Below are 18,113 nucleotides of genomic sequence, written 5' to 3' on the forward strand. Positions count from 1 at the left end.
CTTCTTGGATCCGGACGAATCCTCCCGGTTCCAGCTTCGGGGCATCAGTGGCACCAGGTCGAGGCGCCGCCCGGGAACGGGTCGGAGACCCGGCCGCTGCCGAGGTCGACCAGCACCGCCGCCGTGCCAAGGGACCCGGGCACGATCGGGTAGCCGTCCGGCGCGGCCCCGGGCGGGGCGACGTCGAGCTCGAGCAGCTGGCCGTTGGGTGAGAGGCAGGTGCGCACGACGGTCGACCCTGTCGGCACCTCCCACACCGGCCGCCCGCCCATCCCGCCGTCGCCCACCTCCAGCGTGAGGTCGGAGGTGGTGACGCCGGAGGCGTCGACCCCGGACAGCAGCACCGGCGTGCGCTCCGGCGTGGCCAGGGTCCAGGCCTGGTAGACGACCTGACCGGCGGGGGCGAGCGGTGAGGTCAGCTCGTGCTGCTGGCCCGTGGCCAGGTCGAGCACGCTCCGCGTCCGGTCCTCCACGAGCAGCTGTCGCGTGCCCGGGACGAAGTCGACGAGGTAGGAGTGGCCGCCGAGCGGGCGGACGGGCGTGCGGTTCCACGGGTCCACGAGCCACACGAGCAGGTCGGGCGTCTGGACCACCATCTGGCTGGTGCCGGGCACGAAGCGCCAGTCGACCGCCTGGATCGGCTGACCGTCCGAGCCGAGGACGAGGCCCGAGCGCCCGGTCGCCGGGTCGAGGGCGTGCAGCTGCGGCGGGTCGTCGGTGCCCACGGCCACGGAGACGTAGCCGAAGAGCCCGCCCGCGCCCGAGGAGCGCAGCTGCTGGAGGACGCTCCCGCTCGCCACCGGGACGGGTGCCCCGCCAGCGCCGGGCCCGAGCCGTACGGTCTCCAGGGCCCCACGGCCGTTGGCGCCGTCGGCCCGGACGACCGCGAGGTAGGGCGCGGCCGAGGCGACCTCCTGGACCCCGCGCGCGTGGAAGACGGACTCCTGGCGGCCGCTCGCGACGTCGGTCCGCAGCACCTGGTCGGTCCCGCCGTCGCCCGCCCTGCCGGCCCGCTGGAGCAGGAAGACCTCGCCGGTCGGGGTGGTGAGCCGCTCGACGACGTGGGAGACGCCGTGCGACCCCGTGCCGGGCAGCGTGGCCCAGAGCGTGTAGGTCGTGGCGAGGTCGAGCGGCCGCTCGAAGCGCACGTCGACGCGCCGGCCGGTGACGGTGGACGTGACCGGCACGTCCGGCTCCAGCGCGACCTCCACCCGGTCGGCGACGGTGGCCTGGTCGAGGTCGAGGGTCCAGTGCTGCCCGGCGACGGCGGACGCGCGGACCGGATCGACGTCGGACCGGACGACGCGGGGCCCGCGCAGCGCGTTCGCGGCGGTCAGACCGGCGGCGAGCAGCGCCAGCACGACGAGGACGGTCGTCACCAGGACGCGGAAGGAACGCTCCGGCCCCCGCCCGGGCGGCGGTGCCTCGAGGACCTCGGGGCCCAGGACCGGGGCGGACGCCAGCAGCGCGTCAGAAGACATACGGGTCCTTGGGCTCGGGCACCGTCGTGACCTCGGTCGGCTCGACGACCACGGAGTGCTGCGCGCTGGCCGGCAGGTCGCCCGCGTCCACGAACGTCCCCCTCACGCTCACCCAGGCGTCGGTCTCCAGCTCGCGGCGCCACCCCGGCCGGTGCACGGCGACACCGACCGGCTGGGCGTCGACGGCGCAGCAGCTGACGGTCAGGCGCGCCACCCAGAAGACGTCGCCCTCGCCGCGGTCCAGCACGTAGCCCACGACCGAGACCGGCTGTCCCGCGACCGCGTCGGGCCCCTGCTGGGCCAGGGCCGCCCAGTCCCGCACGGTGTAGCTGGACGTGTCGGCGCCGACGAGGGGCTCGGCCGGGGCGTCGCCGAGCGCGCGGCCGGTGGTCACGAGCCTCCGGTCGCTGCGCAGGGCCGCGCTCAACGTGGTGGGAGGGACGACCAGCACTACCACGGCGACGACGGCGACCAGCGCGGCACGGCCGACCGACTGGAGCCGCTCGGCCGGTCGGGCGGCCGTCGCGGCCGAGGCGTACGCCTGGTCGTCGTGCTCGTGCTGGTCGTGCTCGTGCTGGTCGTGCTTGTGCTGGTCGTGCCCGTGCTCGTGGTCCTGCCGCTCGCAGGCGACGACCACGAGCCCCAGGGTCGCGAGCAGGAGGCCGACGACCCCGGTCACGACGCTGAGGGTCACGTAGCGCGGGTGGATGTAGAGCGTCAGGCGGCCGGTGGCCGCCAGGCCGAGGGTGGCGACGCAGAGCACCGTGAGCAGGGCCGCCCCGCTCCAGAGCAGCCGCGCGTCGGAGCGCGTACCGGTGCCGGGGTCAGACAAGGTTCATCCCCAGCCCGAGCACCAGCGTGGACAGCACGACCAGCCCGGTCACGATGGCCAGGGTCGCCGTCGTGAAGGTCGTGCGCAGCAGGGCGACCATCTTGACGTCGACCATCGCGCCCATGACGAGGAAGGCGGCGACGGCGCCGGGGGTGAAGGTCGAGCCGAAGCCGAGCACGAAGAAGGCGTCGACCGTCGAGCAGATCGCGATGACGAAGGCCAGGGCCATCAGCGCCAGCACCGACCACACGGGGTTCTGCCCGAGGGTGAGGAGCAGGTCGCGCGAGACCGCCACCTGGATGACGCCCGCGACCAGGGCGCCGACGAGCAGCGCCGGCAGCAGCGAACCCGCCTCGCGCAGCACCATCGGCAGCGCGGCCAGCACCCGCGGACCGTGGGGATGGTCGTGCCGGTCGCACGCCTGGCGGAACTGGCTCGTCATCAGCCGCGACGGGTCGGGGTGGCGCGCCAGCAGCGCGCCGACCCCGTTGGCGATGACGAAGGCCCCGAGCACCCGGGCGAGCAGGATCCCGTCGCCGAACCCGAAGGCCTGGTAGGTCACGACCACGGTGATCGGGTTCAGGATCGGCGCGGCCAGCAGGAAGGTCATCGACTCCGGCACGCTCAGCCCGCGCGCCATGAGCCCCCGCGCCAGCGGCACGTTGCCGCACTCGCACACCGGGAACAGCGCGCCGAGCAGCGAGAGCACCGCCCGTCGCGCCCAGGCCCGGCGCGGGAGCAGCCGGACCAGCGCGGCGGCCGGCACCCAGAGCTGCACGACCACCGAGATGACGATGCCCGCGACGACGAAGGGCAGGGACTCCACCAGCACGCTGACCGCGAGGGTGACGACGTCCTGGACGTCGTCGCGCAGCCGGGGCGTCGGTGGCGCCCAGACCCACAGCAGGACCGCGGCCAGGGGCAGGAGCACCCAGGCCGGCCGCAGCGCGTACGGGCGCGTCACCGGTGGGGCTGGTCGTGCGAGGACCGACTGGCTCAAGGGCGTGCTCCGACGTCGTGCCGCCCGAGCGGGACGAGTCTCGCACGACGCGGGCCTTCGGCGGAACGTCTGCGGCGGACCTGTACGGTCAAGGACCGCACAGGCCCCTCCAGGAAGTGAGCAGCAACGCGTGGTGCGCATCGGCGTCGACTGGGGTGGCACGAAGATCGAGGTCGTCGCGCTCGACGAGGACGACCACCAGCTGCTGCGGCGCCGCGTCGACACCCCGCGCGGGGACTACGCGGCCTGCCTCGACGTCATCGCCGGCCTGGTCGCGCAGGTCGAGACCGAGCTCGGCGCCACCGCGACCGTCGGGGTCGGGCTTCCCGGCTCCCTGGACCCCAGGACCGGGGTCGCCAAGGGCGCGAGCTCGACCTGGCTGATCGGTCGCCGGGTGGAGGAGGACCTCCGCGCCGCCCTGGGGCGCGAGGTGCGGACCGCGAACGACGCGGACTGCTTCGCCGTATCGGAGGCGACCGACGGGGCCGGGGTCGGCCACCGCGTGGTCTTCGCCGTCATCCTCGGCACCGGCGCGGGGGCGGGGATCGCCGTCGACGGGCGCGCCCACCACGGCCCGAACCACAGCGCGGGGGAGTGGGGCCACAGCCCGCTGCCCGTGCCCGACGTCACCGAGGTCCCCGGCCCGCCCTGCTACTGCGGCCGCCACGGCTGCATGGAGCAGTGGGTGTCGGGGCGCTCCTTCGCCCGCTCGTACGCGCTGCACGCCGACCTCGACCTGTCGGCGCCCGTGCCCGTGACGCCGCGCGAGGTCATGGACCGGGTGCGGTCCGGGGACCGGCTCGCGCGGCTGGTCTGGGACCGCTACGTCGACCGGCTGGCGCGGGGGCTGTCGATGGTCGTCAACGTGCTCGACCCCGACGTGCTGGTGATGGGCGGCGGCATGGCCAACGTGCCCGAGCTCTACACCGACCTGCCGCCCGCGCTCGCCGGCCAGACCTTCTCGCCCTGCTTCTACACCTCGGTGGTCAAGGCCGCGCACGGCGACAGCAGCGGCGTGCGCGGGGCCGCGTGGCTCTGGCGCGACGAACCCGGACCCACCACCAGCACCCCCCACATCTGAGGAGCAGCCCGTGACCGACCCGACGACCGAGACCGGGGAGACCTGGCTGCAGGAGCGCGCACGGGTCGCGGAGGAGATCATCCGCGACGCCGGTGCCGTGGCCCTCGGCTACTTCGACCGCCTCGCCGAGCTGACCGTGCGCAGCAAGGGAGTGCAGGACGTGGTCAGCGAGGCCGACGTGGCGGTCGAGCACCTGGTCAAGGAACGGCTCGCGCAGGCGTTCCCCCACGACGCCTTCCTCGGCGAGGAGACCGGCCACGCCGACTTCCCGGGCAGCGAGGGCATCTGGGTCGTCGACCCCATCGACGGCACCCAGCCGTTCGTGAGCGGCCTGCGCACCTGGTGCGTCTCGGTCGCGTACGTGCGTGACGGCGCGACGGTCCTCGGGCTGGTCCTCAACCCCGCGGCCGGGGAGCTGTTCGTCGGCGCGACCGACCGCCCGGCGACGCTCAACGGCACCGAGATCCACCCGAGCCCGGCCACGTCGGTGAGCGAGGGGCTGACCTTCCTCGGCTGCTCCTCGCGCGTCGGTCCCGAGGACGTCGTGCCGGTCCTCGACCGCCTGATGCGCGCCCACGGGATGTTCGTCCGCAACGGCTCGGGCGCGCTCGGGCTCTGCGACGTCGCCTGCGGGCGCCTGGTCGGCTACGTCGAGCCGCACATCAACGCGTGGGACTGCCTGGGGGCGGTCGCGGTCCTGGAGGCCGCGGGGGCGCGGGTGAGCGACTACCTGACCCCGGAGACGCTGCTGGCGGGCAACAAGATCATCGCGGCGACGCCGGCCGCTTACGACGAGCTGGTCTCGATCTTGGGTTGACACTCCGCACGAAGATGATCACGAATTCGCCACGATCGTTGCGGGCGGATCTCGCGAGAACCTATCGTCGGCGGCGTTGCCCGGCCGGGCAGCGGCTCGGGGCTGACGAGAGGACATCACGTGGCTCCACGAGCGCGGACCGTACGCCGGACGCTGGTGCAGCTGGGCGTGGCGGGCGCCGCGGTGCTGCTGGGCGCCCAGCCGGCCTTCGCCGGGGGCCCACCCACCTCCACCGCCGCCGCCGACTCCGGTCGCTCGACCGCACGCGCGCTGGCCGCCGCTCCCGCGGTGAGCGGGCCCGAGCGCTCGCTCGTCGTCGGGACCCCGATGCTGACCGCGCAGCAGCGGGCCTCGATCGCGGCCAAGGACGCCGCGGTCGCCCGGGTGCTCGCCGGCCAGCGCACCGCCAAGGGCGCCCGGTCGGCGGCGTCGTCGTCGTCGTCGAAGGCCGAGGCCCCCGCCGCGCTGCCGGTGCACCGCTCGATCAAGGCGGTCAAGCAGAAGGCCCAGACGCGCAGCTACTGGTGCGGGCCCGCGACGCTGCAGATGCTCGCGATGGCGAGCGGCGCGACGATCTCGCAGAGCACGGCGGCCTCCCGGCTGAAGACCACGAGCAACGGCACGAACTGGTACGCCGGCTCGGGCAACTACCCGATGGAGCGCGCGCTCGAGCGCTACTCCGGCGGCTTCGACTACACCCCGCAGAACCTCGCGTACACCCCGAGCAAGAAGGACGTGCAGACGTTCCGCGACCGGCTGAAGGCCGACGTCGCGGTGCAGCAGCGAGGCATCGCGGGCAACGCGGTCGAGGTGCGCAACGGCCCGCACCTGAATGGGCACCCGAACCGCACGATCTACCACTGGGTCGCGGTGCGCGGCTACGACGACGACGGCGCGACCACGCGCTACGCCGACTCCGTGGCCGGCTCGAGCATCTCGTGGGCCGCCCCGGTCCCGCGCTACAACGAGATCGACACGGCCAAGATCGTCATGATCTTCGGAGCGCGTGGCTACGTCTGGTAGCCGCTCGGTCCGGCGGGCCGCGTACGGGCTCGTCGCGTCGGCGGTGCTGCTCGCGTCGGGCGCGTGCTCCGCGGGCAGCACGCCCGGCACGTCGGACGCGCCGGCGCCGGGTCCGACGCCCACCGCCGCGACGGTGGCCGCCGAGGGCACCACGCCCTGCACGGTCGAGCTGCCGCAGGGCTGGGGCGCGGCGCTCGACGAGGGGGTGGTCGCGCCCCGGGCCGGCGAGACGCTGACCGTGGCGCTCGGGCTCGCCGACCGGTCGGTCTTCGCCGTCTCCGACGTGCCCGGGGTGCGGCACGCGCTGGTCTGGCGCCACCTCGGGGCCGCGGACGCCACCGCGGACCGGGTGGTGGCCGACCTCGGCCTCGACCACCCGGAGTGGCAGGTGCTCGGCGCCACGTTCGACGGGCGCTACCTGGCCTACCGGGTCGACCGCTCGTACTCCGGCTTCGAGGACTTCGGGCTCTACGTCTGGGACAGCCAGGGCGACGCCGCGCCGGTCGAGGTCGCGCACGGCGAGCCGGATGCGCAGGGGCAGCTGATGCAGACCCCGTTCGTCGACCCGGTGCTCGCCGACGGCTGGCTCTACTGGACCCAGACCCGCGACGCCGACCCGGGCCGCACGGTGCTGTCGGGCTACCGGCTCGCCGACGGGCACGTCGAGCGGCTGAGCCGCGGCTTCGGCCGCGCGCCGGTCCGCTTCGGGGCCTGGCTGGTGTGGGCGGACAGCGACGCGGCCGGGCAGACCTCGGGCCTGCGGGCGATCGACCTCGCCACCCACGCACCGGTCGACCTGCCCGCGCCGCTCGCCGGCGTGCGCGGGCCCTACTACCTGGCCGCGGACGCGGGAACGCTCGCCTGGGTGGGCGGCGAGCAGGGGCGCCAGGTCTGGGTCTGGCGCGACGGCTGGCCCGCCGCACGGCTGCTGGCCGACGGGGCGCAGGCCCCGCAGTTCCCGCGGGTCGCCGGGGACACCGTCGTGTGGACGGGGGAGGACGCGACCTGGGTGGGCGACCTCCGCAGCTTCTCCGACGCCCGGCTCACCCCTTCCTACGGCGGGGTCTGGGCGGACGGCGGCCCGGTGGTCGCCGTCGGCTACGCCCCGGCCGACAAGGGTCAGGACTCGGTGCAGGCCCTGCTCGACACCGACGCCGCCGGTCCGCTGGGTCGCGCGGGCTGCTGAGCGGGACGCGCCGGACGCAGCCTGCGCAGCGGCGTCCGCGGCTGGCAGCATGGCCGTCGTGACTGAACCGATCAAGGTGACCGTGTGGAACGAGAACTTCCACGAGACCGACGACAAGTACCGCGAGGCGATGGCGCAGCGCTACCCCGAGGGCATCCACGGGGCGATCGCCGCCGGGCTGCGCGAGGTGCTCGGGGAGGCGGTGGAGACCCGGACGGCGACGCTCGACCAGCCCGAGCACGGGCTGACCGACGAGGTGCTGGCGAGCACCGACGTGCTGACCTGGTGGGGCCACGTCAAGCACGGCGACGTCGACGACGCGGTGGTGGCGAAGGTGCACGAGGCCGTCCTGGGCGGCATGGGCCTGCTCGTGCTGCACTCCGGCCACTTCTCCAAGATCTTCAAGCGCCTGCTCGGCACCTCCTGCGCTCTGGCCTGGCGCAGCAAGGACGACACGGAGCTGGTGTGGACCGTGGCGCCGGGCCACCCGATCGCCGAGGGCGTGCCGCACCCGATCCGGATCCCCGAGCAGGAGATGTACGGGGAGTACTTCGACATCCCCGAGCCCGACGAGCTCGTCTTCATCTCCAGCTTCACCGGCGGCGAGGTGTTCCGGTCCGGCTGCACCTTCCGCCGCGGCCGCGGGCGGATCTTCTACTTCTCCCCGGGCGACCAGGACTTCCCCGTGTACCACCACCCCGACATCAAGCGGGTGCTCGCCAACGGCGTGCGCTGGGCGGCGCCCGAGCAGCGCTCCGGGCGCACGGCCCCCGGCCTGGTCAACATGAAGGTGCCCGACTTCGTCGGCGGGAGCCTGAACCCGGAGGCGGGAGAGTGAGCGCCCCGCGGCAGGAGGGCGCCCCGCTGCGCGCCGGTGTGGTCGGCCTGGGCTGGGCCGGCCAGCAGCACATGGACGCGTACACCGCGCGCCCCGACGTGGACCTCGTGGCCATCGCCGGGCTCGAGGACGAGCCGCGGGCCCGCCTCGGCGACCTCTACGGACTGTCCGACGCGGGGCTCTTCCGCGGCTACGAGGAGATGATCGCGCAGGCCGACCTCGACGTCATCAGCGTGGCCACGCCGACGGCGCTGCACGCACCGGTGGCGCTGGCCGCGCTGGCCGCGGGCGTCCACGTGCTGTCGGAGAAGCCGCTGGCCGAGGACGCCGAGCGGGGTGCGGCCATGGTCGAGGCGGCACGGTCGGCCGACCGCGTGCTCGACGTGTCGTTCAACCACCGTCGCCGCGGCGACGTCAAGGCGCTGAAGAAGCTCGTCGAGTCCGGCGCGCTGGGCGAGATCTACTACGCCAAGGCGGGCTGGCTGCGCCGTTCGGGCATCCCCGGGCTCGGCACCTGGTTCACCCGCAAGTCGCTGGCCGGCGGCGGCCCGCTGATGGACATCGGCGTGCACATGCTCGACATGGCCCTGCACCTGATGGGCGAGCCGGCGGCCGAGGCGGTCAGCGCGTCGACGTACGCCAAGTTCGGCCCGCTGGGGCGCGGCGGCTCGGTCGACCGGCCGACGGTCGCGGCCGGCGAGGACGGCACGGTGCCCTTCGAGGTCGAGGACCTCTCGACCGCCTTCGTGCGGCTCTCGGGCGGCGCGACGCTGCTGCTCGAGGCGAGCTGGGCGTCCTACATCAAGTCCGACGAGCTCTACGTCGTCCTGTACGGCTCCGAGGGCGGCGCCGTCTTGGGCAGCTCCGGCTCGTGGAGCGAGTCGCGGCTCGAGGTGCACACCGAGCTGCACGGCGTGCCCGCTGAGCTGTTCCCGGCGCTCGGCCCGGACGGCCGGCACGGCGAGGCCGTGGACGACTTCCTGGCCAAGGTGCTCGCGCCGGACTGGTCGGACTTCCACGGCGAGGACGCCCTGACGCGCGCCCGCGTCGTCGACGCCGCGTACCGCTCGGCCGAGGAGCAGCGCGAGATCCGGCTCGACCGACCGACCCGGCAGGCCTGATCCCAGGTGAGCCCGGGGTCGGGGCCTAGGCCTCGACCTCGGGCTGCTGGGGCGAGTCACCCAGCAGGCCGGCCGCCTCGAGCTGCTCGGCCAGGGCTGCGCCGTCGTTGCCGAAGAACCACGGCACCTTGCTGCCGTCGCGGCGGACGTGGCGCCGGTTGCCGCTGCCCGCCAGCACCGCCTCGCCGGGGCTGAGCTGCCGGATGCAGACGGCCACGACCCGGTCGGGGTGGCGCTCGCAGAAGCGTTCGTACGTCTCCGGGTCGTGCTGGCCGTCGTCGCCGACGAGCAGCCAGCGCATGTCGGGGAACTCGGAGGCGAGGCGCTCGAGCGCGTCGCGCTTGTGCTTGGTGCCGTCGCGGAACAGCGCGTCCGGCGTCGGGCCCCAGTCGGTGAGCAGCAGCGCACCGGCCGGGTAGAGGTTCCGGGAGAGGAAGCGGGTGAGCGTCGGGGCGACGTTCCAGGCGCCCGTGGAGAGGTAGACCACGGGGGTGCCCGCGTGGGTGTCGGTCAGCCGCTCGTAGAGCACGGGCATCCCCGGCGTCGTCGTGCGCGCGTGCTCGTTGACGACGAAGGTGTGCCAGGCGGCCAGCAGCGGTCGGGGCAGGGCGGTCACCATGACCGTGTCGTCGATGTCCGACACCAGGCCGAAGCGGGTCTCGGGGTCGACGACGAAGACCCGGCCGTGGGTCGGGCTCACGGGGTTCCGGGGGTTCGAGGGGGTCGTCCCCCTCGCCGGGTCCTGCGTGTCCTCGACCGCGTACGTCACCCGGTGCCAGCCGGGCTCGAGGGCGACCTCGACGACGGCGTCGACGAGCCCCGAGCGGTCGGCCGTCACCTCGGCCGAGCTGCCGCCCACCTCGACGCGCACCCGGGCCCGCTGCACGGGGACGCTGGTGAAGTTGCGCCAGCCCCGCGTCCCGATCGGCTCGCCGGTGAGCCGGTGCGTGCCGCGGTTGAGCATCACCCGGCCCAGCACCCTGATCCAGGACGTGCTGCCGTAGCCGGTGTAGGGGATGACGAGGGGGACGTAGCCCTTTGCGCGCGCCCGCTCGGTGCGCCACCCGACCCAGCGGTTCTCCAGGCGTGCGGCGACGTGCAGGGCCTGGTCCGGCAGCGGGTTCGAGGGCACGGGACCAACCTAACGAACCGACGCCGTACGAGCCCCGCTCACAGGACCTGCCCAGCCGGGCCCGAGGCCGGTCACGGCCGGTGACGGTTCCGTGGAGCCATGACCTTCCCGACCCCCGCTCCCGCGTCCACCTCCCGCCCGGTCCGCCACCGTGCTCGCCGAACAGGGGCCGCCCTGCTCGCCGGCGGCCTGCTGAGCGCCACGCTCGGCCTGGCGGTGCCCGCCGCAGCCGACGTGCGGCCGGTCGACGCGTACGGCGCGCGCGGCTCGTACGGCGCGGGCGGCGCGGCGACCGCGAGCAGCGTGGACTCCGATCCGGCGACGGCCGCGGAGTCGCGGGGCGTGGCGCTGGTCGACACGGTGCTCAGCGGGGGCGAGGCCGCCGGGACGGGGATCGTGCTGACCTCCGACGGTGAGGTGCTGACGAACTACCACGTGGTCGAGGGCTCGACGAGCATCCGCGTCACGCTGCCGGGCAGCGGGCGGGCCTACACCGCGACGGTGGTCGGCGCCGACCAGGCCGCCGACGTCGCGCTGCTGCAGCTCGCAGGGGCGAGCGGGCTGGCCACCGCGCGCATCGACGACGACACCCTCGCCGTGGGCGACGCCGTCACGGCCGTGGGCAACGCGGGCGGCACCGGTTCGCTGACCGCCGCCGACGGCACCGTCACCGACCTGTCGTCGTCGATCACCACGCAGTCCGAGGGCGACGTGGCCGGCGAACGCCTCACACGGCTGGTCGAGACCTCCGCCGACGTGGTCCCCGGCGACTCCGGCGGACCGCTGCTCGACGCCGAGGGCGAGGTCGTCGGCGTCGACACGGCCGCCTCCAGCGGCGGCGAGATCGACGGCTACGCGGTGCCCATCGACACCGCGCTCGCCGTGGTCACCCAGATCCGCAGCGGTGAGGAGACCTCGGCGGTCCGGATCGGCCCGGCCGCGTTCCTCGGGGTCCAGGTGGCGACGGGCGCGGTGAGCGACTCGGCGTACGGCTACGGGCGTCATTACGGCGACGGCTACGGGCGCGAGGCCGAGGGCGCGTCGAACGAGGGTGCGAGCATCGCGGGCGTCGTCGAGGACGGGGCGGCCGCGCAGGCCGGGATCGAGGCGGGCGACACCATCACCGGCGTCGGCTCGACCACCGTCGCCTCGGCCTCGGACCTCACCGACGCGCTGGCCGGCCTCGACCCGGGTGACCGGGTGCGGGTCACGTGGACGGGGGCCGACGGCTCCTCGACCTCGGCCGAGGTGACGCTGGGCTCCAGCCCGCTGAACTGAGCCGCGGCGGCCCCTCGACCTACGAGGCGCACCTTCTCCGACCGCGCGCACCCTGCAGGGTGCGCCTCGTCGAGAAAGGTGCGCCTCGTGCGTACGGGTGGCGTACGGGTGAGGGTCAGCCCTCGGAGCCGCTACGGCGCAGCACGTCGCTGAGCCGCTCGGCGGCGGCGATGACCGCCGGGGCGTGCAGGCGGCCGGGCTGGCGCGAGAGGCGCTCGATCGGGCCGGAGACGCTGACCGCGGCGATGACCTTGCCGCTGGGGGAGCGGACCGGGGCCGACACCGACGCGACGCCGGCCTCGCGCTCGCCGACCGAGTGGGCCCAGCCGCGACGGCGTACGGCGGCGAGGGCCACGGCGGAGTAGCGGCTGCCGCGCAGGCCCCGCTGCATGCGGTCGGGCTCCTCCCAGGCCAGCAGCACCTGGGCGGCGGAACCCGCCTGCATCGTCAGCTGCGTCCCGACCGGCACGCTGTCGCGCAGGCCCGACATCCGCTCGGCCGTGGCGACGCAGACGCGGAAGTCGCCCTGGCGACGGAACATCTGCGCCGACTCGCCCGTGATGTCGCGCAGCCGGGCGAGCACCGGGCCGGCCGTGGCCAGCAGGCGGTCCTCGCCGGCGGCCGAGGCGAGCTCGCCGAGGCGCGGCCCGAGCACGAAGCGGCCCTGCAGGTCGCGGCTCACGAGCCGGTGGTGCTCGAGGGCGACCGCGAGCCGGTGCGCCGTCGGCCGCGCGAGCCCGGTCGCCGACACGAGCCCCGCGAGGGTGGTCGGACCGGTCTCCAGCGCACCGAGCACCATGGCGGCTTTGTCCAGCACGCCGACACCGCTAGAGTTGTCCATGCCTTGATACTGCCGTCTCGGATGCTGGAACGCAAACCCGACGCGCAGCAGCAGGACGAGAGTCCGGACACGGCCCCGGGAGCACCGGGGACCCGTCAGAGCACGCAGTCGAAGAGGAGCCTGGTCCATGGGTAGGACGCTGAGCGAGAAGGTCTGGGACGACCACGTCGTCCGCAGCAGCGAGGGCGAGCCGGACCTGCTCTACATCGACCTCCACCTCGTCCACGAGGTCACGAGCCCGCAGGCCTTCGACGGCCTCCGCCAGGCCGGCCGACCCGTCCGCCGTACGGACCTGACGCTGGCCACCGAGGACCACAACACCCCGACGCTGAACATCGACCAGCCGATCGCCGACCCCGTGTCGCGCACGCAGGTCGACACGCTGCGCAAGAACGCCGAGGAGTTCGGCGTCCGGATCCACAGCCTCGGCGACCTCGACCAGGGCATCGTCCACATCATCGGCCCGCAGCTGGGCCTGACCCAGCCGGGCATGACCATCGTCTGCGGCGACTCGCACACCTCGACGCACGGCGCCTTCGGCTCGATCGCCTTCGGCATCGGCACCTCCGAGGTCGAGCACGTGCTCGCCACCCAGACGCTGCCGCAGGCCAAGCCGCAGACCATGGCCGTGAACGTCGACGGCGAGCTGCCGGCCGGCGTCACCGCCAAGGACATCGTCCTGGCGCTGATCGCCAAGGTCGGCACCGGCGGCGGCCAGGGCTACATCGTCGAGTACCGCGGGTCGGCCATCGAGGCGCTCTCCATGGAGGGCCGCATGACCATCTGCAACATGAGCATCGAGTGGGGTGCCAAGGCCGGGCTGATGGCGCCCGACGAGACGACCTTCGCCTACCTGAAGGGCCGCCCGCACGCGCCGACCGGCGCCGACTGGGACGCGGCGGTCGCGTACTGGTCGACGCTCAAGAGCGACCCCGACGCGGTCTTCGACGTCGAGGTCGACCTCGACGCCGCGCAGCTGACGCCGTTCGTCACCTGGGGCACCAACCCGGGCCAGGGCGTCCCGCTCGGGGCGAGCGTGCCCGAGCCCGAGGTGTTCGCCGAGGCGAGCGACCGCGTGGCCGCGACCAAGGCGCTGGAGTACATGGCGCTGGTCCCGGGCACGCCGATGCGCGAGGTGGCGGTCGACACCGTCTTCCTCGGCTCGTGCACCAACGGCCGCATCGAGGACCTCCGGGCCGCCGCCGAGGTCATCCAGGGCCGCCAGGTCGCCGACTCCGTGCGGATGCTCGTCGTGCCCGGCTCCGCCCGCGTGCGGCTGCAGGCCGAGTCCGAGGGCCTCGACGTCGTGTTCAAGGAGGCGGGTGCCGAGTGGCGCGCCGCGGGCTGCTCGATGTGCCTGGGCATGAACCCCGACCAGCTCGCCCCCGGCGAGCGCTCGGCCTCCACCTCGAACCGCAACTTCGAGGGCCGCCAGGGCAAGGGCGGGCGGACGCACCTCGTCAGCCCGCTCGTCGCTGCCGCCACCGCGGTCCGCGGGACGCTGAGCTCGCCCGCCGACCTCGACCGGCCCGTCGACGCGCTCGTCGGCGCGCCGCAGGGCCGCTGAGACCCCGGACCGGACAGGAACGAGAACAGCCATGGACGCCTTCACCAGCCACACCGGCACCGCGCTGCCGCTGCGCCGCAGCAACGTCGACACCGACCAGATCATCCCGGCGGTCTACCTCAAGCGGGTGACCAAGACCGGCTTCGAGGACGGGCTCTTCGCCGCGTGGCGCAAGGACCCCGACTTCGTGCTCAACCAGCCGCAGTACGCCGGCGCGACGATCATCGTGCCCGGTCCGGACTTCGGCACCGGCTCCTCCCGCGAGCACGCGGTCTGGGCGCTTCAGAACTACGGCTTCCGCGTCGTGATCGGCGCGCGCTTCGGCGACATCTTCCGCAGCAACGCGGGCAAGGCCGGCCTGCTGGTCGCGCGGATCGACCAGAAGGTCGTCGAGGAGCTCTGGGACTTCGTCGAGGAGCACCCGCAGGCGCCGATCACCGTCGACCTCGAGGCGCGCACCATCACCGCGCCCGGCTTCGAGACCGACTTCGAGATCGACGACTACACGCGCTGGCGCCTGCTCGAGGGCCTCGACGACATCGGGCTGACCCTGCGCCAGGCCGACGCCATCGACGCGTACGAGGCCCGTCGTCCCGCCTTCAAGCCCGCGACGCTCCCGGCCCGGACGGCCTCGGTCTCCTGACGCCTTCTCTATCGTTCTAGAGATTCTGGGTCTTTCACCCCGCGGGGTATTTGTCTTGTCGACAGATGATCTCTAGCGTGTGGAGCGCACGACGCAGTGGGGCTGCGGCGGCGGGCCCCTGCGCCCGTCCTCGCGTGCGGGCTGGAGGGCCAGTGAACAAGGCGCAGTTGATCCATGAGCTGTCGACGCACTTCGACGGCAGCAAGCGCGAGGCGTCGCGGGCGTTGAACGCGGTGGTGGAGACCATCACGCAGACGGTGGCGACGGGCGAGAAGGTCTCGGTCACCGGCTTCGGGGTGTTCGAGAAGGTCGACAAGCCGGCGCGGACGGTGCGCAACCCGCGCACCGGCGAGCGCAAGGAGGCGCCGCCGACCTCGGTCGTGCGGTTCCGTCCGGGCACCGACCTCAAGGCCTCCGTCGCCGACGACGGCGAGCACGTGGCCTCCTAGGAGGCGAGGCGCCGCACCCGCCCCGGCCTCACAGCCAGGCGGACAGGACCTCGCCGCCGGCGAGGACGCAGTGCAGGCGCTGACCCGGGCGCGGCAGGCGCAGGCCGTCCGCGACTCGGCCGGGCGGGAGCAGCACCCGGACCCCCGTCGTGGTGACGGCGTGCCCGGGCGTTTCGGCGTGCTCGGGAACGGTCCCGCGCGCGGGCGCGTCCACGGTCGTGACCACGGCGTACGCGCCGAGCCGCCCGGTCCGGGGGTCGAGCAGCGCCCGGGTGGCAGGACCCAGGCCGAGGCCGGCGGCGTCGGCGAGGTCGACCTCGGTGTCGACGTCGCGGCGGGCGTGCGGGACGGTCGCGCCGAGCCGCTCGTCGGTGAGCGCGACCGCCCCCGAGTGGTGGTGCGCCGCGGCCGAGCGGCCCTGGAAGCGCGGGCCGAGACCCACCCCGGCCGTGGCCAGCAGCATCGTCGTGCCGACGCCCGTGGCGTCGGCGACGTAGGCGCGCTCGTACGCCGCGGCCCCGGCGACGACGGTCCGGACGGACGTGGGCCGCAGGGCGGGAAGGTCGCCGACGACGGCGAGCACGCGGGGCACGTCCGAGCGCCGGAGGTGGTCGGCCCCGAGGCGCAGGGCCTCGTTCATGCCCGCCGGCCGGCCCTCGGGCACGACCTGCACGGTCCCGAGCCCGGCGCGGGACAGACGGTCCTGCAGGGACGGCTGGTCGCTGACCACGCAGACGGTGGCGACCGCGTCGACGAGGGCGGCGAGCGTGTCGAGCGCCATGGTCCAGGCCAGCCGTCGGCGCAGCGGCTGGGGGATCGGGGCGAGCCGTGACTTCACGTGCTCGCCCGCCTTGAGCGCGACCACGGCACCCACGTCGCCGTCGGGGCCGGGGGTGGGGCCGGGGGCCGTCGGGCCGGCGTGCGGAGGCGTCGTCATGAGCGGCGTCGATGCTGCCACACCCCGGCTCGGCACTAGGGTGACCTGCACCCGGGGCGGCCTGCCCCGGCCACGTCAGGAGCGGCGCGACCGGTGCGGGACGGATGGGCGTGACAGGCAGGGACGCGGACGGCGGGCGTACGGCGGTGCCGCGGCTGGACGCGGTCAACCACGAGCCGGGCGACGAGATGATCCGTCCGCTGGTCAAGCTGTTGAATGTCGTGCTCGCTCCGCTGAGCCGCCGGGCCTGGGAGGGCCAGGAGCACCTGCCGCCGAGCGGCGGCGTGATCGTCGTGGCCAACCACATCTCCAACGCCGACCCGCTGGCGCTCGGGCAGTTCCTCGCGTACTCCGGTCGTTGGCCGCGGTTCCTGGCCAAGAGCTCGCTGTTCGCGGTGCCCGGCCTCGGTCGCCTGCTGCGCCGGGTCGGCCAGATCCCGGTCGAGCGGGGGAGCAGCCGTTCCGTGGACGCGCTCGTCGCCGCCCAGGAGGCGCTCGCGGAGGGGCGGGCCGTCGTCGTCTACCCGGAGGGCACGATCACCCGGGACCCCGACCTGTGGCCGATGCGCGGCCACACCGGGGCCGCGCGGCTCGCGCTGGCGACGTCCTGCCCGGTGGTGCCCGTCGCGCAGTGGGGGGCGGAGGAGTTCCTGCGTGGACGGAAGGTCGGGGTGCCGCGCGTCTGGGCGCACCCGACGCTGCGGATGCGCGTCGGGGCGCCCGTGCCGCTCGACGACCTGCGCGGGCGGCCGGTCGACGCCGTCCTCCTCGCCGAGGCGACCGAGCGGATCATGGCCGCGCTGACGTCTCTCCTGGAGGACCTCCGCGGGGAGCGGGCCCCGGCGGTCCGCTTCGACCCGCGCGCCGTGCGGACCCCGGAGCCGCGCCGGTGAAGGTCGCGGTCATGGGCGCCGGCTCGTGGGGCACGACCTTCGGCCTGGTCGTCGCCGACACCGGTCACGAGGTCACGCTGTGGGCCCGCCGGCCCGAGCTCGTCGCCGCAGTCAACGCCACGCGGCGCAACCCCGACTACCTCCCCGACGTCGAGCTCCCGGCCAACCTGCGGGCGGTCGGCGACCCGGCGGAGGCGATGGACGGCGCGTACGCGGTCGTGCTGGCGGTGCCGTCGCAGCTGCTGCGCGGGACGCTCGAGGGGTGGGAGGTGCCGCGCGACGCCCACGTCGTCAGCCTGGCCAAGGGCATCGAGCTGGGCACGGGCCGCCGGATGAGCGAGGTGGTCGCCGAGGCCGGCGGCGTGGAGCCCGAGCGGCTGGCCGTGGTCACCGGACCCAACCTCGCGCGCGAGATCGCCGCGCGCCAGCCGTCGGCGAGCGTCGCGGCCAGCGTGGCCGAGGAGACCGCGCTGGACGTGCAGCGGATCTGCCACACGCCGTCCTTCCGCGTCTACACCAACGCCGACGTCGTCGGCTGCGAGCTGGCCGGGGCGACGAAGAACGTCATCGCGCTCGGGGTCGGCATGGCCGTGGGGCTGGGGTTCGGGGCCAACGCGACCGCCTCGCTCATCACCCGCGGCCTCGCCGAGACCAGCCGGCTCGGCGTGGCGCTCGGGGCCGACCCGTACACGTTCGCCGGGCTGGCCGGCCTCGGCGACCTCGTCGCCACCTGCCAGTCCCCGCTGTCGCGCAACCGGACGTTCGGCGAGGAGCTGGGCCGCGGCCGCAGCGTCGCCGAGATCAGCCACGCCACCCGCCAGGTCGCCGAGGGCGTCCTGTCCTGCGCCTCGGTCCAGCAGCTCGCCCACGACCACGACGTCGAGATGCCGATCGTCGACCACGTCGCCGCCGTCGTCGCGGGCGAGCTCACGCCGGCCGACGCCGTCCGCGCGCTGATGAGCCGAGCGCCGGGTCGGGAACGGGCGTAGCGCCC

At 74.5% G+C, this 18,113-nt stretch carries 18 protein-coding genes; 12 read left to right on the forward strand and 6 right to left on the reverse strand.

Annotated features, from left to right (window positions below; all coding sequences use genetic code 11):
* Positions 1-44 precede the first annotated feature (44 nt).
* Genes BLU42_RS05095 through BLU42_RS05105 form a run of 3 tightly spaced genes read right to left on the reverse strand, consistent with a single transcriptional unit; the run spans position 45 to position 3,277 of the window.
* Complete coding sequence (locus BLU42_RS05095; RefSeq protein WP_091073526.1) at positions 45-1,481, reverse strand: hypothetical protein; 1,437 nt, start codon at positions 1,479-1,481, stop codon at positions 45-47.
* Positions 1,471-2,313: a TIGR03943 family putative permease subunit gene (locus tag BLU42_RS05100; RefSeq protein ID WP_091073527.1), complete on the reverse strand. Its 843-nt coding sequence runs from the start codon at positions 2,311-2,313 to the stop codon at positions 1,471-1,473. Before BLU42_RS05100 ends, BLU42_RS05095 begins: the two co-directional genes overlap by 11 nt.
* Complete coding sequence (locus BLU42_RS05105; protein WP_197680623.1) at positions 2,306-3,277, reverse strand: permease; 972 nt, start codon at positions 3,275-3,277, stop codon at positions 2,306-2,308. The genes BLU42_RS05100 and BLU42_RS05105 overlap by 8 nt, the downstream gene beginning before the upstream one ends.
* Positions 3,278-3,443: 166 nt before the next feature.
* Between BLU42_RS05105 and BLU42_RS05110 the strand changes: the two genes are divergently transcribed.
* The 6 genes from BLU42_RS05110 (at position 3,444) to BLU42_RS05135 (ending at position 9,379) form a co-directional block, all read left to right on the forward strand.
* Complete coding sequence (locus tag BLU42_RS05110; RefSeq protein ID WP_197680624.1) at positions 3,444-4,394, forward strand: ROK family protein; 951 nt, start codon at positions 3,444-3,446, stop codon at positions 4,392-4,394.
* Between the two features lie 10 nt (positions 4,395-4,404).
* Positions 4,405-5,211, forward strand: a complete 807-nt coding sequence (locus BLU42_RS05115) for an inositol monophosphatase family protein (protein WP_091073529.1) — start codon at positions 4,405-4,407, stop codon at positions 5,209-5,211.
* Positions 5,212-5,331: 120 nt separating this feature from the next.
* Complete coding sequence (locus BLU42_RS05120) at positions 5,332-6,234, forward strand: C39 family peptidase (RefSeq protein ID WP_157719781.1); 903 nt, start codon at positions 5,332-5,334, stop codon at positions 6,232-6,234.
* Positions 6,218-7,420, forward strand: coding sequence for a hypothetical protein (locus BLU42_RS05125; RefSeq protein ID WP_157719783.1), 1,203 nt, complete (start codon positions 6,218-6,220; stop codon positions 7,418-7,420). Before BLU42_RS05120 ends, BLU42_RS05125 begins: the two co-directional genes overlap by 17 nt.
* Before the next feature lie 58 nt (positions 7,421-7,478).
* The gene (locus tag BLU42_RS05130; RefSeq protein WP_407940253.1) at positions 7,479-8,258 is read left to right on the forward strand and encodes a ThuA domain-containing protein; all 780 of its coding nucleotides are present in this window, start codon (positions 7,479-7,481) and stop codon (positions 8,256-8,258) included.
* The gene (locus tag BLU42_RS05135; protein ID WP_231918448.1) at positions 8,255-9,379 is read left to right on the forward strand and encodes a Gfo/Idh/MocA family protein; all 1,125 of its coding nucleotides are present in this window, start codon (positions 8,255-8,257) and stop codon (positions 9,377-9,379) included. Before BLU42_RS05130 ends, BLU42_RS05135 begins: the two co-directional genes overlap by 4 nt.
* 25 nt (positions 9,380-9,404) lie before the next feature.
* Here BLU42_RS05135 and BLU42_RS05140 read toward each other — a convergent pair whose 3' ends face one another.
* On the reverse strand, positions 9,405-10,511 hold the full coding sequence (locus BLU42_RS05140; RefSeq protein WP_197680625.1) for an App1 family protein: 1,107 nt from the start codon (positions 10,509-10,511) through the stop codon (positions 9,405-9,407).
* A 99-nt stretch (positions 10,512-10,610) separates the two neighbouring features.
* Here BLU42_RS05140 and BLU42_RS05145 point away from each other — a divergent pair, with 99 nt between their 5' ends.
* Positions 10,611-11,789 carry a S1C family serine protease gene (locus BLU42_RS05145; RefSeq protein ID WP_091073533.1) on the forward strand — a complete coding sequence of 393 codons (1,179 nt, stop codon included), beginning with the start codon at positions 10,611-10,613 and terminating at the stop codon, positions 11,787-11,789.
* A gap of 115 nt (positions 11,790-11,904) precedes the next feature.
* Here BLU42_RS05145 and BLU42_RS05150 read toward each other — a convergent pair whose 3' ends face one another.
* On the reverse strand, positions 11,905-12,630 hold the full coding sequence (locus BLU42_RS05150) for an IclR family transcriptional regulator (protein WP_091073534.1): 726 nt from the start codon (positions 12,628-12,630) through the stop codon (positions 11,905-11,907).
* A 127-nt stretch (positions 12,631-12,757) separates the two neighbouring features.
* Between BLU42_RS05150 and leuC the strand changes: the two genes are divergently transcribed.
* From leuC to BLU42_RS05165, 3 genes are all read left to right on the forward strand, one after another.
* Positions 12,758-14,197, forward strand: coding sequence for a 3-isopropylmalate dehydratase large subunit (gene leuC / locus BLU42_RS05155; RefSeq protein ID WP_091073535.1), 1,440 nt, complete (start codon positions 12,758-12,760; stop codon positions 14,195-14,197).
* 31 nt (positions 14,198-14,228) lie between these two features.
* A complete protein-coding gene (gene leuD / locus BLU42_RS05160) occupies positions 14,229-14,840 on the forward strand; it encodes a 3-isopropylmalate dehydratase small subunit (protein ID WP_091073536.1) in 612 nt (203 codons plus the stop codon).
* Between the two features lie 65 nt (positions 14,841-14,905).
* On the forward strand, positions 14,906-15,289 hold the full coding sequence (locus tag BLU42_RS05165) for an HU family DNA-binding protein (protein ID WP_269458016.1): 384 nt from the start codon (positions 14,906-14,908) through the stop codon (positions 15,287-15,289).
* A gap of 28 nt (positions 15,290-15,317) precedes the next feature.
* Here BLU42_RS05165 and cofC read toward each other — a convergent pair whose 3' ends face one another.
* Positions 15,318-16,226, reverse strand: a complete 909-nt coding sequence (gene cofC / locus BLU42_RS05170) for a 2-phospho-L-lactate guanylyltransferase (RefSeq protein ID WP_091073538.1) — start codon at positions 16,224-16,226, stop codon at positions 15,318-15,320.
* A 110-nt stretch (positions 16,227-16,336) separates the two neighbouring features.
* On the opposite strand from cofC, the gene BLU42_RS05175 reads away from it, so the two are divergent.
* Positions 16,337-17,119 carry a lysophospholipid acyltransferase family protein gene (locus tag BLU42_RS05175; protein WP_231918450.1) on the forward strand — a complete coding sequence of 261 codons (783 nt, stop codon included), beginning with the start codon at positions 16,337-16,339 and terminating at the stop codon, positions 17,117-17,119.
* Positions 17,116-18,108, forward strand: coding sequence for an NAD(P)H-dependent glycerol-3-phosphate dehydrogenase (locus tag BLU42_RS05180; RefSeq protein WP_331715257.1), 993 nt, complete (start codon positions 17,116-17,118; stop codon positions 18,106-18,108). Before BLU42_RS05175 ends, BLU42_RS05180 begins: the two co-directional genes overlap by 4 nt.
* Positions 18,109-18,113: the final 5 nt, after the last annotated feature.

It is taken from the genome of Microlunatus sagamiharensis (assembly GCF_900105785.1).
Lineage (GTDB): Bacteria > Actinomycetota > Actinomycetes > Propionibacteriales > Propionibacteriaceae > Microlunatus > Microlunatus sagamiharensis.